Below are 13,785 nucleotides of genomic sequence, written 5' to 3' on the forward strand. Positions count from 1 at the left end.
GCGCGGATCGGCGTTATGGGGTGATCAGGCGCGGTTCTTGAATCGCCAGGATTCGTTTCCGGTCTCGATGATCTCGCAGTGATGGGTGAGCCGGTCGAGCAGCGCCGTCGTCATCTTGGCGTCGCCGAAGACAGCGGGCCATTCGCCGAACGCCAGATTGGTGGTGACGATGATCGAGGTGCGCTCGTAGAGCCTGCTGATCAGGTGGAAGAGCAACTGCCCGCCGGCTTGCGCGAAGGGCAGATAGCCGAGTTCGTCGAGGACGACGAAGTCCAATCGGGTCAGGTAGTCAGCGATACGGCCCTGCTTGCCACCGCGGTGCTCGGTCTCGAGCCGGTTGACGAGATCAACGACATTGAAGAAGCGACCGCGCGTCCCGTTGCGGATGAGGGATCGGGCAAGGGCAATCGCCAGATGTGACTTGCCGGTTCCGGTGCCGCCGATGAGAACGGCGTTACGCTGGTCGGCGACGAAGGTGCCGTTGGCAAGGTCCCTGACCAGCACCTCGTTGACCGGCGTGCCGTCGAAGTCGAACTCCTCGATGTCCTTGGCGATCGGCAGCTTTGCGACGGTGAGCTGGTATTTGATGGAGCGCGCCTGCTTCTCGGCGATCTCGGCCGACAGCAGATCGCCGACGATCCTCGGCGGCTCGTGCTGGCGCTTGATGCCGGTCGCCATAACCTCGTCATAGGCACTGCGCATGCCGTAGAGCTTCAACGTTCCCATCAGATCCAGAACCTGCGTGCGTTCCATCAGCTTGCCCTCCTGAGGCTGTCGTAGCGGGCACAGTCGGCCTGCGGCTCATGGCGCAGGCGAAGAGCGTCCGGGGTGAGAATGGTGATGGCTGGCGCCGGATCGCGCCGCCGCGCCAGAATGTTGATGATGACAGCTGACGAGCAGACGTTCTGGTCGAGCGCCTCTTGGCAGGCGGCCTCCACGGCATCGATCCCGTCGGTCAACACCGCAGCCAGGATCGCCACCATCTGGCGATCACCGTCATCCGAGGACTTCAGTCGGCGCCGGGTCCGCTCCATCGCCGAGGGCAGAACCCAGTCCTGGAACGGCGCGCCATTGCGCAATGCGCCGGGCTTGCGGGCGAGCACGGGGACATAGTGCCAGGGATCGTAAATGGTCTCACCGCGCCCGAACGAACGGGCGTGTTCGGCGACGACAACGCCATCCTGCCGGATGACGATCCTGCTGGCATAGGCCTGGATCTCGACCGGTCGGCCCACGGCAGTCGACAGCACCGAGTATTTGTTGTTGTCGAAGCGCACCGTGCAGGTCTTCGATACCGAGGCGGGGACCGTGTGGAAGCCGTCGAAGGGGCCGCGATACTCGACAAGTTTGCCGCGCTCCTCCTCGAACACCTCCCAGATCGTGCGCTCCGGCTGATCGATATGACGGTGCGTCTTGGTGTAGGCGATGCATTTGTCGAGCAGCCAGGCGTTGAGTTCCTCATAGGATTTGAAGCGCAGCCGCGGCGTGAAGAAGCGCTCGCGCACCAGCCCGACCTGGTTCTCGACTTGACCCTTCTCCCAGCCCGACGCCGGCGTGCAGGCGACCGGCTGCACCAGATAATGGCTGCACATCTGCAGGAAGCGGCGATTGTATTGCCGGTCCTTGCCGACGAATACCGTCTCAACCGCCGTCTTCATGTTGTCGTAGATGCCGCGCGTGCAGGTGCCGCCAAAGAAGGCGAAGGCCCGGTCGTGCGCGTCGAACACCATCTCCTGCGTCTCGCGCGGATAGGCTCTGACGAACATCATGCGGCTGTGGCAAAGCCGGACATGGGCAACCTTCACGGTCACAGTCACGCCATTGATGAGGACGATCTCGTGGCTCCAGTCGAACTGGTAGGCTTCACCCGGCGCGAAGAACAACGGCACATAGGCTTCCGCCGTCGCTGATCCCTGCGCCTTCGCCCAGCTCTTGGCGTATCGGCGAACCGCGTCGTAGCTGCCGTCGTATCCGAGACCGCGGAGCTCCTCAAAGATTCGGATCAGCGTTAGCCGCTCGCGCCCCGCCTTGCCGTGATTGCCACCTAAAAGCCCGTCGAGCTGATCCTGCCAGGGGCCGATCTTTGGCATCGGCTGATGCTCACGCTCGTAACGGAACTCCGTCGCGTTCGACCGCAGCACCTTCCGGACAACCTTCCGCGATATCCTCAACTCGCGGCAGATCTCCTTGATCGACTTCCCCTGGACCAGCGAAAGCCGACGTATCTTCGCAATCGTCTCCACAACCAACATCCAAAACAAATGCCCCCGATGAAACCGAAGGCAGTGTGACAACCCTGCGTTACAGGGGTCCTTTTTGGACGCCGGTCACCCCTGAAACGGGGTCCTTATTCCACGCCGAAACACACCTTGAACAAGGGAGTGTCCGTGGGCGACGCCTGAGCTTCGGTGCGTTCTTTGTAGTAAGCCCTCGCATCGGCCTCGTCCATCGTCGTATCGACGCTGACATCCGGATCGGACACGACTTTCTCGACCTGTTGCTGCACATCCCATGGCGTGGAGCCGGGGACGAGGCGGATATTCACATAGGCCTCGGCAGCGCCAGGGATGACGTTCTCCTTCACCCCGGCTTTGACAATCGTCGGCGCCACCGTGTTGCGCATCAGAGCATGCCAGAGCAACGGATAGTCGCCCGTTGCGGAGACGCGCTCTCCTGCTTCCTTCAACGCTGAAGCATCGCTGCTCGATGCCAAGGTTTCGAGATCCGCTTTCATCTGCCCGCTCGCGCTCGACGCAAGGGCCTTGAAATAGGCTTTGGTTTGATCCGTAAGGGTCGGCTCGGTGTCCCAGGTGGATATTTTCGCCAGGGCTCTGGTCAATTTGCCAATGGCGCTGTCTGGCTGTGGACGCGAGGAATGCGTGGGCGTGCCAACCACCCGCAGCCGCAGACCGGCGTAGATTTTGTCACGCGTTGTGATGTTGACCTGCCGGGCGACCCCGTTCTTATCCTGGAAAATCCACCCGCCTTCGTTCAAGACGAATTCAGCCTTGATTTTCTCCCAGTGATTCTTTGCCAGCCAGTCGGTGCCATAGTCGCCAGCCTCCTCGTCGGCCTCGGCGAGAAAGATCACGTCCCTCGACAGGGCGACACCACTCTTCTTGAGATCCAGAAGAGCTTGAACGAAGACAGCCTGGCCGCCCTTGAAATCCATCGCGCCGCGACCAAGCACATAGTCGCCTTTTATTTCGCCGGCGAAAGGATCGACACTCCATGTCTGCCTCTCCACCGGCACGACATCGGAATGTGCGGCCAGCAGGATCGGACCCTTGCTGCCGTCCCCTTTGAGCCGGGCGATGAAATGAGCCACGCCTTCTTTCGGGGTTTTTATGATCTCGTTCTCTATGCCCGCTTCGTCGAAGACCTTCTTCAGGAAGGTCGCTTCTTCCAGCGTCTTCCCCGGTGGATTCGACGTGTCGAAACGCAAAAGCTGTTGAAGAAGCTTAACGGCTCCATCGGTTTCCTGCGCAGCAACAGGCACCGTTGTTCCCATCAAGGCAGCAACGCCGAACACCGCCACGCCAGTTCTCAAAATGGACTGAACCGATCTCATCACTTTCTTCCCTCAACAGTCTATGAATTTCCCCCGTTGAAACGCCCATTCGTCCATCCTAATGAAAGCAACTTCTTATGACATACGACTTACGACATACGACTAAGTGCTAGGTGTGCTCCCCCAAGGTGAGGGTTCATCCCTGAAGCCTGTCGGTGAAGAGTGGTGGTGAGGTTCTGGCATAGCGAACGCACGCGCGATGCCTTCGAGCCGAGCTCCAGGCATTGCGACAGGACACTGCGAACCCTGCCTGCCGGCCACTGCATTGAAGCAGAGTACCTCGATCCGGCCACGGCCTCCGATGGCCGCGCGCCGGCAGCAAGCTCGGCTATTCGAAAACGATGCTCGGCCCGGTCTGGGCAGCGCCCTTCCCGGCCTGCAGCTGTGCCCAGGTCTTGGCCGCGATGTCCTTGTAGATCTTCGCTTCTGCGCCATCCGGCTTGGCAGCGACCACCGGCGAGCCGGCGTCCGAGCTCTCGCGAATGCCCATTTCCAGCGGCACCGCGCCAAGAAACGGCACGCCCAGGCGCTCGGCTTCCTTCTGCGCGCCGCCATGGCCGAAGATGTCGTAGCGCTTGCCGGTGTCGGGGGCGATGAAATAGCTCATGTTCTCGACGATGCCGAGCAGCGGCACGTCGACCTTCCTGAACATGTTCAGACCCTTGCGTGCATCGATCAGGGCAAGGTCCTGCGGCGTCGAGACGATCACCGCGCCGGCCAGCGGCACCTGCTGGGCCATGGTCAGCTGGGCGTCGCCGGTGCCGGGCGGCATATCGACCACCAGCACGTCGAGCGGTCCCCATTCGACCTCGCGCAGCATCTGGGTGAGCGCAGACATCACCATCGGCCCGCGCCAGATCATCGGCGTTTCCTCATCGACGAGGAAACCCATCGACATCACCTTGAGGCCGTAATTCTCCTTCGGCTTCAGCACCTTGCCGTCTACCGTCTCCGGCTTGCCATGGATGCCGAGCAGCTTCGGCATGGAGGGCCCATAGATATCGGCGTCGAGAACGCCGACCTTCAGGCCATTGGCTGCGAGACCGAGGGCGATGTTGACGGCGGTGGTGGATTTGCCGACACCGCCCTTGCCGGAAGCAACGGCGATGATCGCCTCGATGCCGGGGACGCCGCGCTTGCCGGAACTCTGCGATGGCGGCGCCTGCCGGGGTGCGGGCGCAGGGCGTGGGGCGGCAGGCGGCGGAGCCGGACGGGGCGCTGCCGGACGCTGCGGCACCGGCGCTTCCATGCCGCCGCTCCGCTTTTCAGCGGTAAGCGCCACGACCGCGCCGGCAATGCCGGGGATGGCTTTCACCACGCGCTCGGCGGCCGCGCGCAGCGGCTCCATCTCCTGGGCGCGCGCCGCCGGTACGGTGATGGAGAAGAACACCTTGGCGTCGGCTATGAAGATTTCCGACACCATGCCGAGATCGACGATATTGCCGGAGAAATCCGGCCCGCTGATCGTCTTCAGGCGATCGATGACGGCTTCCTTGCTGACGGACATGCTGCTGTTTCTTCTGCCTGTGCTGCCTTTTGTTGAGCCTGAAATAGTGCACTTCAAGCATAAGACCAAGCCATCCTCATATGCCAAACGATAAAACCCGCCGCCCTTGTCGGAATAGGGCCAGTTCATCCGTCCTTGGGAAGCACATCGTCTGTTCGCCAATCATCCTTCGCGCCGACGATCCGAGCTCAGCGCAGTCGGCGAACGAACCAAGAGCAAGGGAGATTTGAAATGCTTTCCAACAACAATGCAGCCGCCAACATCGCCGTCCGCGATGTCAAAGCCGCGCGTGCCTTCTACCAGGGCATACTGGGGCTGGAAGAGGTCTCGCACATGGACGACGACCTCGTTGTCCTGAGGAGCGGCGAGACCGTGCTTGTCGTCTACCGTTCCGAGTTCGCGGGTACCAACAAGGCGACCTCGGTGACATGGGCCGTGGGCTCCGAGATCGACACCATCGTCAAGGACCTGAGGTCGAAGGGCGTGCCGTTCGAACACTACGATATGCCCGGCACCACACTGGACGGCGATCTCCACGTCGGCCACGGCATGAAGGTCGCCTGGTTCAGGGACCCGGACGGCAACATCCTGAATGTGATCGACCAATAGCGCAGTCGCATTGGCGATATCTGTCAGCTGACATGCGGCTCTCGCGTCGACATCAAACGACGCGGGATGCATTATTCAGGCTTGGACGGGGCTGTAGTTTTCAGATCGCCAGGAGCTGATCATGACCATCACCGAGCTTGCCAACGATTTCACGCATCTGCTCAAGCAAAACGATCACAAGGGAGCCGCCGAGAAATACAACGCCGACAACATTGTCAGTTACGAAGCCATGGAAGGTCCGATGGCGGTCTGCGAGGGCAGTGATGCCGTCAAACAGAAGAGCGCGTGGTGGACGGAAAACCATGACGTCCATAGCGGTTCTGTCGAAGGCCCCTTCGTCAATGGCGACCAGTTCGCCCTCCGTTTCACGATGGATGTCACACCGAAGTCAACCGGCGAGCGCGTCAAGATGGACGAGGTCGGCGTTTACACCGTCAAGGACGGCAAGATCGTCGAAGAGCGCTTCTACTACTAAAGCCGAGGCCTGGCGCGGTCCGCCGTTTCACGGAAACGGCGGACGTCGCCAGCTCTTTGGTCTGATGCAATTCCTGACGGAAAACCGCTGCACACTTTTCCTGGAATTGCTCTTTGGTCTGACGCAATTCCTGACGGCGTTCCACCGCATTGCCGATAGGGTATTTCCTACCCGCCCGTATGGTTCAATCCGGGCGGGAAATGCTCTAGTTTTCGGCGCATGATCGACAAGCTCGAATTTTTCATAGCCCTGGCCCGCGAAGAGCATTTCGGGCGCGCGGCCGAAATGTGCGGGGTGACGCAGCCGACCTTATCGGCCGGCATCAAGCAGTTGGAGGATCAGCTTGGCGTGATGCTGGTGAAGCGCGGATCGCGTTTCCAGGGGCTGACGCCGGAAGGCGAACAGGTGCTGACCTGGGCGCGACGCATCGTCAGCGACACGCGCTCGATGAAGGAGGAGATGCGGGCGGCCAAGCACGGCCTTTCCGGCCGTATCCGCATCGCCGCCATTCCGACCGCGCTTGCCATGGTGGCGAGGCTCACCACGCCGTTCCGCGAAAAACATCCCGGCGTCACCTTCTCGGTGCTGTCGCGCACCTCGATCGAGGTGCTGTCGCTGCTTGGCAATCTCGATATCGATGCCGGCATAACCTATCTCGACAACGAGCCGCTCGGCCGGGTGACCAGCGTGCCGCTTTATGACGAGCGCTATCAGCTGATCACGGCGGCAGGCACCGAATATTCCGATCGCGGAGAAGTGACCTGGGAGGAGGTGTCGAGCCTGCCGCTCTGCCTGCTCACGCCCGACATGCAGAACCGCCGCATCATCGACCAGCATCTGGCGGACGCCGGCGTGCAGGTGCGCCCGACGCTGGAAAGCAATTCCATGATCGTGCTGTTCTCGCACATCCGCACCGGAAAATGGTCGTCGATCATGCCGCTCAACCTCGCGGAAACATTCGGCTTTTCCGAACCGATCCGGGCGATCCCCATCGTCGACCCGGACGCGCGCCACGCCGTCGGACTGGTGACGGCGCCGCGCGATCCGCAGACGCCGCTGGTGCAGGCGCTGCTGGACGAGGCGACGACGCTGGCAGGCAATCTGCGCCGCGAGGCCGAGGCTAAGCTCCGATCGAACCTTAATCGATAGAAAATTTTTATCATACGACGAAACAGCTTTATTGATTCCAAGGGTTTGCATCGCATTTAATAGGGAGAAGGCGCCCAATAGGGCGCGGTGTCAGGGAGGGCGCTGCATGTCGTTGCAGCCTGCAAGTACCGAGATAGCGGCGCGAACTGCCGCGGTGATCAGCGAGATGAAGGGCCTCGAAGGTCCGCTGTTGCCGATCCTGCACGGTGTCCAGGAAGAGTTCGGCTACGTGCCGCAGGAAGCGCTGCTGGTGATCGCCGACGCGCTCAACCTTTCCCGCGCCGAGGTTCATGGCGTCGCCACCTTCTACCACGACTACCGCAAGCAGCCCGCAGGCCGTCATGTGCTCAAGCTCTGCCAGGCCGAGGCCTGCCAGTCGATGGGCTCGGACGCTATCGCGGCCAAGGTCAAGCAGGCGCTCGGCGTAGGCTTCCACGAGACGGCCAAGGACAATTCTGTTACACTGGAGCCGGTCTATTGCCTCGGACTGTGCGCCTGTGCGCCGTCGGCGATGCTGGACGGCCAGGTTATCGGCAGGCTGGACGACGAGGCGATCGACGAGATCGTCGCGGAGGTACGCCGATGAGCGCGACCATCTACATCCCGGGCGATTCGGGCGCGCTGGCGCTCGGCGCCGAAAAAGTTGCCAAGGCGGCTGCCAAGGAACTGGCGGAGCGCGGCATCGCCGCGAAGATCGTGCGCAACGGCTCGCGCGGCGCTTATTTCCTGGAACCGATGATCGAGGTGGAGACGGCTGATGGCCGCCGCGCCTACGGGCCGGTGAAGGCCGCCGACGTGAAAGGCCTGTTCGACGCTGGCTTCCTCACCGGTGGCCAGCACAGGCTGGCGCTCGGCGATCCGGAAGACATCCCGTTCTTTGCCAAGCAGACACGGCTGACCTTCGCCCGCTGCGGCATCACCGACCCCGTGTCGCTGGAAGACTATGAAGCGCATGGCGGTCTCGACGGGTTGCGCAAGGCCGTGGCCATGGCGCCGCTCGACATCGTCAAGCAGGTGACCGAATCCGGCCTGCGCGGACGCGGCGGCGCCGGCTTCCCGACCGGCATCAAGTGGAAGACGGTGCTGGATACGGCGGCAGACCGCAAATACATCGTCTGCAATGCCGACGAAGGCGACAGCGCCACCTTCGCCGACCGCATGATCATGGAAGGCGACCCGTTCGTACTGATCGAAGGCATGACGATCGCCGGCATCGCCACGGGCGCCACCAAGGGTTTCGTCTACATCCGCTCGGAATATCCGCATGCGGTGGCGGCGATGAACAAGGCCGTCGAAGTCGCCCGCAAGGCCGGCGTGCTGGGGGCCACGGTGCTCGGCTCGCCGAACGCCTTCGACATCGAGATCCGCGTCGGCGCCGGCGCCTATGTCTGCGGCGAGGAGACCTCGCTGCTGAACTCGCTCGAAGGCAAGCGCGGCGTGGTACGTGCCAAGCCGCCGCTGCCGGCGATCCAGGGCCTGTTCGGCAAGCCAACGGTGATCAACAACGTGATCTCGCTCGCCTCCGTGCCGATCATCATGGACAAGGGCGCGGCGTTCTACAAAGACTTCGGCATGGGCCGCTCGCGCGGCACCATCCCGATCCAGATCGCCGGCAACGTCAAGCATGGCGGCCTGTTTGAGATCGCCTTCGGCCTGTCGCTCGGCGAGATCGTCGACGAGATCGGCGGCGGCACCCGTTCGGGCCGGCCGGTGAAGGCCGTGCAGGTGGGTGGGCCGCTCGGCGCCTATTTCCCGCGCGAGCTGTTCGACACGCCGTTCGACTATGAAGAATTCGCCAAGCGTGACGGTCTGATCGGCCATGCCGGCATCACCGTGTTCGACGACACCGCCGACATGCTGAAGATGGCGCGCTTCGCCATGGAATTCTGCGCCATCGAAAGCTGTGGCAAGTGTACGCCCTGCCGCATCGGCTCGACACGCGGCATGGAAGTGATCGACAGGCTTGCCGCCGGCATCGAACCGGAAAAGAGCCTCGCGCTGGTGACCGACCTCTGCAACACGATGAAATTCGGATCGCTGTGCGCGCTGGGCGGCTTCACGCCCTATCCGGTCATGAGCGCGATCACCCATTTCCCCGAGGATTTCAAGCCGGCGCCTGCGCGCGTGGCTGCGGAATAGGAGCTGGCAGATGAACATCAAGGCCGACTTCCCGACACTTATCGAAGAAACCGACTACGGCACGCCGGAGTCCAGGGCTGAAAAGCAGGTCACGCTGACCGTCGACGGCCGCAGCATCACCGTGCCGGAAGGCACGTCGATCATGCGCGCAGCGATGGAAGGCGGCGTCGAGATCCCGAAGCTCTGCGCCACCGACATGCTGGACTCGTTTGGTTCCTGCCGCGTCTGCCTGGTCGAGATCGAAGGCCGTGGCGGCACGCCGGCCTCCTGCACGACACCGGTCGGCGAAGGCATGGTCGTGCACACGCAGACCGACCGGCTCGACGCCATCCGCCGCGGTGTCATGGAGCTCTACGTCTCCGACCACCCGACCGGCTGGAACGAAAAGGCCGGAACCGGCGCCAGCGAATTCGACGCGGTGGCCAAATCGGTCGGCCTTGCTGAGAACCGCTACGGTGTCGAAGGCCGCAACCACGTTCATGAGAACGGCGTTGCTCCTGGCCACGGTTCGCTGGCGGTCGACTACATCGCCCGCGACGAAACCAACCCCTATTTCAGCTATGATCCGGCACAGTGCATCGTCTGCTCGCGCTGCGTGCGGGCCTGCGAAGAAGTGCAAGGCACCTTCGCGCTGACCATCGAGGGCCGCGGCTTCGAATCGCGCATGGTCGCCGGCATGCACGAGGACTTCATCGCCTCCGAATGCGTGTCCTGCGGCGCCTGTGTTCAAGCCTGCCCGACGGACGCGCTGCGCGAAAAGACGGTGCTGGAAAAGGGCCTGCCGGAGCGTTCGGCCGTCACCACCTGCGCCTATTGCGGCGTCGGCTGCTCGTTCAAGGCCGAAGTGAAGGATGACGAAGTCGTCCGCATGATGCCCTACAAGGACGGCAAGGCAAACCACGGCCACTCCTGCGTTAAGGGCCGCTTCGCCTATGGCTATGCCACGCACAAGGACCGCATCCTGTCGCCGATGATCCGCGAAAAGATCACCGATCCGTGGCGGGAAGTGAGCTGGGAAGAGGCGATCGCCCACACGGCCAGCGAATTCCGCCGCATCCAGTATCAATATGGACGCGGCGCCGTCGGCGGCATCACCTCGTCGCGCTGCACGAATGAAGAAACCTATCTCGTGCAGAAGCTGGTGCGCCAGGGCTTCCTCAACAACAATGTCGACACCTGCGCCCGCGTCTGCCATTCGCCGACCGGCTACGGGCTCGGCCAGACCTACGGCACCTCTGCCGGCACGCAGGATTTCGATTCGGTCGAATTCACCGACGTCGCCCTCATCATCGGCGCCAATCCCGCTTCCGCCCACCCGGTCTTCGCCTCGCGGCTGAAGAAGCGGCTGCGCCAGGGCGCCAAGCTGATCGTCATCGATCCGCGCCGCACCGAGATGGTGAAGTCCGCGCATATCGAGGCCGCCTATCACCTGCCGCTGAAGCCCGGCACCAACGTCGCCGTGCTGACTTCGCTCGCCCATGTCATAGTCACCGAAGGCCTGTTCGACGAAGCCTTCATCCGCGAGCGCTGCGACTGGGCGGAGTTCCAGGACTGGGCTTCGTTCGTCGCCCTGCCGGAAAACAGCCCGGAAGCCATCAGCAAGCTGACCGGCGTCGATCCGGAACTGGTTCGCGGGGCCGCCCGTCTCTATGCGAAGGGCGGCAATGGCGCGATCTATTACGGTCTCGGCGTCACCGAACACAGCCAGGGCTCGACCACGGTGATGGCGATCGCCAACCTCGCCATGGCCACCGGCAATATCGGCCGCCCCGGCGTCGGCGTGAACCCGCTGCGCGGCCAGAACAATGTGCAGGGCTCCTGCGACATGGGCTCCTTCCCGCATGAACTGCCTGGCTATCGCCACATCTCCGGCGAGGCGGTGCGCGACATCTATGAGAGCCTGTGGGGCGTGAAGCTGGACAACGAGCCCGGCCTGCGCATCCCCAACATGCTGGACGCCGCCGTCGACGGCTCGTTCAAGGGCATCTACATCCAGGGTGAGGACATCCTGCAGTCCGACCCCGACACCAAGCATGTCGCCGGCGGCCTTGCCGCCATGGAATGCGTGGTGGTGCACGATCTCTTCCTCAACGAGACCGCCAACTACGCGCATGTCTTCCTGCCGGGCTCGACCTTCCTGGAAAAGGACGGCACCTTCACCAACGCCGAGCGCCGCATCAACATGGTGCGCAAGGTGCTGGAGCCGAAGGCGCGTTATGCCGACTGGGAAGCGACGCAGGAGCTTGCCCGCGCCATCGGGCTGGACTGGAACTACACGCATCCGTCTGAGATCATGGACGAGATCGCCAAGACGACACCGAGCTTTGCAGGGGTTTCCTTCGAACTGCTCGACCGTGTCGGCTCGGTGCAGTGGCCCTGCAACGAAAAGGCACCGCTCGGCACGCCGATCATGCATGTCGACGGTTTCGTGCGCGGCAAGGGCAAATTCATCCGCACCGAATATGTGGCGACGGACGAGCGCACCGGACCGCGCTATCCGCTGCTTCTGACCACCGGCCGCATCCTCTCGCAATACAATGTCGGCGCGCAGACCCGGCGTACCGAGAATTCCATGTGGCATTCGGAGGACCGTCTGGAAATCCATCCGCACGATGCCGAGAACCGTGGCGTCCGCGACGGCGACTGGGTGCGGCTTGCGAGCCGTTCGGGTGAAACGACGCTGCGCGCGCTGATCACCGACCGCGTCTCGCCGGGTGTTGTCTACACGACGTTCCATCACCCGGACACGCAGGCCAACGTGATCACCACCGACTTCTCGGACTGGGCTACCAACTGTCCGGAATACAAGGTCACGGCCGTGCAGGTGGCGCCGTCCAACGGGCCGACCGAATGGCAGAAGGACTATAACGAGCAGGCCCGCCAGAGCCGGCGCATCAAAGGCCATCTCGAGGCGGCGGAGTGAGAACTGCCTCAACGTCCCCCTAGAGATCGCGCGATGATCCGCCCCGCCACCACGTCGACCACCCGCATTGCCCGCCGTGCCGGCGGAACCAAGGCGGCTGCGCGCATGGTGCCGGAGGAAACACCGGTCGCGCTTTCCTATGCCGGCACCACCCATGCGGTGATGATGGCTTCGCCGGCGGACTTCGAGGATTTCGCGGTCGGCTTTTCGCTGACGGAAGGCATCATCGGCTCGCCCGACGAGATCGAATCCGTCGAGGTGCAAGACGTCGAGGCCGGCATCGACATCCAGATCCGGCTGAAGGACAAGGCGAACACACGGTTCGAAGCACGGCGCCGACGGCTGGCAGGTCCGGTCGGCTGCGGATTGTGCGGCATCGAGTCGATCGAGGAAGCGATGCGCTCGGTCGACGCCGTCGACACTTCCAGGCTCACGCTGAGCGCCGACGACATCACCGGTGCGGTTAGGGCGCTTTCGAAGCAGCAGCCGCTGCATGCCGAGACCGGCGCCGTGCATGCCGCCGGATTCTATCTGCCGGGCAAAGGCATCGTGGCAGCGCGCGAGGACGTCGGCCGCCACAACGCGCTGGACAAACTGGCAGGTGCCCTGGCCAAGGCCGGCATCGACGGCACCACCGGCGCGGTCGTCGTCACCTCGCGCGTCTCGGTCGAGATGGTGCAGAAGACAGCGGCGATCGGTGCGCCCTTCATCATTGCCGTCTCGGCGCCGACAGCGCTTGCCATCCGCACCGCCGAGGCAGCCGGCATGACGCTGGTGGCGCTGGTGCGCGGCGACGAATTCGACATCTTCACCCGCCCGGAGCGGGTCAGCAGCGGAGTTTCCCAACATGTCGCATGACGAGGATCATGTCGCCTCCACCAGCGAGAAGCTGGTGCGCATGGCCAACCAGATCGCGACCTTCTTCCATTCCAAGCCGCGCGAGGAAGGCATTGCCGGCGTGGCCGAACACATCAACAAGTTCTGGGAGCCGCGCATGCGCCGGCAGATGTTCGAGATGATCGACGCTGGCGGTAACGGTTTCGATGAACTGGTTCTTGTCGCGGCACCACTGATTCGCCGCCCTGCGCCGGAACAAAAGCCCGCAGCCTGATTTTGACGGCGAATTGCTGTCAGACGGCCAGTTTTGCTTCGTCTTACACAGTATAAAGACCGGAGTCTTTTGCGAGTCGCCGCGCCCTGTCTTTTATCCAGAGGCCAGAAAACAATCCAACTGTCCAAATTTCCGGACACGGATTACAGGACCCGTACAGTAGCAGCATGCGTGAGGAAGAGACGGGCTTCCTGTCTTCTATTTCGAATATTCTAATCTATCAAAATAAACATTAGAGATATATTTTCTCCGTGATCGGATTGCGGCGAGATATCCTATAAAATTAAAGCATAAATGATGT

General features: G+C 62.6%; 11 protein-coding genes and 1 pseudogene. 8 read left to right on the forward strand and 4 right to left on the reverse strand.

What is annotated here, in order from left to right:
* Positions 1-24: 24 nt before the first annotated feature.
* From istB to AO692_RS23470, 4 genes and pseudogenes are all read right to left on the reverse strand, one after another.
* Positions 25-753 carry an IS21-like element helper ATPase IstB gene (gene istB / locus AO692_RS23455; protein ID WP_054308547.1) on the reverse strand — a complete coding sequence of 243 codons (729 nt, stop codon included), beginning with the start codon at positions 751-753 and terminating at the stop codon, positions 25-27.
* Positions 686-2,252 (reverse strand): annotated as a pseudogene (gene istA / locus AO692_RS23460) (IS21 family transposase). The gene istB and the pseudogene istA overlap by 68 nt, the downstream one beginning before the upstream one ends.
* A 95-nt stretch (positions 2,253-2,347) precedes the next feature.
* A complete protein-coding gene (locus AO692_RS23465; RefSeq protein ID WP_082407520.1) occupies positions 2,348-3,571 on the reverse strand; it encodes a M20/M25/M40 family metallo-hydrolase in 1,224 nt (407 codons plus the stop codon).
* A 328-nt stretch (positions 3,572-3,899) separates the two neighbouring features.
* Positions 3,900-5,078, reverse strand: coding sequence for an Mrp/NBP35 family ATP-binding protein (locus tag AO692_RS23470; protein ID WP_054312488.1), 1,179 nt, complete (start codon positions 5,076-5,078; stop codon positions 3,900-3,902).
* A gap of 231 nt (positions 5,079-5,309) precedes the next feature.
* Here AO692_RS23470 and AO692_RS23475 point away from each other — a divergent pair, with 231 nt between their 5' ends.
* The 8 genes from AO692_RS23475 (at position 5,310) to AO692_RS23510 (ending at position 13,484) form a co-directional block, all read left to right on the forward strand.
* Complete coding sequence (locus AO692_RS23475; protein ID WP_054312489.1) at positions 5,310-5,687, forward strand: VOC family protein; 378 nt, start codon at positions 5,310-5,312, stop codon at positions 5,685-5,687.
* A 121-nt stretch (positions 5,688-5,808) separates the two neighbouring features.
* The gene (locus tag AO692_RS23480) at positions 5,809-6,162 is read left to right on the forward strand and encodes a nuclear transport factor 2 family protein (protein ID WP_054312490.1); all 354 of its coding nucleotides are present in this window, start codon (positions 5,809-5,811) and stop codon (positions 6,160-6,162) included.
* Between the two features lie 219 nt (positions 6,163-6,381).
* Positions 6,382-7,311 carry a LysR family transcriptional regulator gene (locus AO692_RS23485; protein ID WP_054312491.1) on the forward strand — a complete coding sequence of 310 codons (930 nt, stop codon included), beginning with the start codon at positions 6,382-6,384 and terminating at the stop codon, positions 7,309-7,311.
* Positions 7,312-7,417: 106 nt separating this feature from the next.
* Positions 7,418-7,897: a formate dehydrogenase subunit gamma gene (locus AO692_RS23490; protein ID WP_054312492.1), complete on the forward strand. Its 480-nt coding sequence runs from the start codon at positions 7,418-7,420 to the stop codon at positions 7,895-7,897.
* Positions 7,894-9,450: an NADH-quinone oxidoreductase subunit NuoF gene (locus tag AO692_RS23495; RefSeq protein WP_054312493.1), complete on the forward strand. Its 1,557-nt coding sequence runs from the start codon at positions 7,894-7,896 to the stop codon at positions 9,448-9,450. The genes AO692_RS23490 and AO692_RS23495 overlap by 4 nt, the downstream gene beginning before the upstream one ends.
* A gap of 10 nt (positions 9,451-9,460) precedes the next feature.
* Entirely contained in the window at positions 9,461-12,373 is a 2,913-nt protein-coding gene (fdhF, locus tag AO692_RS23500) for a formate dehydrogenase subunit alpha (RefSeq protein ID WP_054312494.1), read from the forward strand.
* Between the two features lie 33 nt (positions 12,374-12,406).
* Positions 12,407-13,231, forward strand: coding sequence for a formate dehydrogenase accessory sulfurtransferase FdhD (gene fdhD / locus AO692_RS23505; protein ID WP_054312495.1), 825 nt, complete (start codon positions 12,407-12,409; stop codon positions 13,229-13,231).
* Positions 13,221-13,484: a formate dehydrogenase subunit delta gene (locus AO692_RS23510; protein WP_054312496.1), complete on the forward strand. Its 264-nt coding sequence runs from the start codon at positions 13,221-13,223 to the stop codon at positions 13,482-13,484. The genes fdhD and AO692_RS23510 overlap by 11 nt, the downstream gene beginning before the upstream one ends.
* Positions 13,485-13,785 lie beyond the last annotated feature (301 nt).

This window comes from Mesorhizobium sp. 1M-11 (genome assembly GCF_001303895.1).
Taxonomy (GTDB): Bacteria; Pseudomonadota; Alphaproteobacteria; order Rhizobiales; family Rhizobiaceae; genus Mesorhizobium.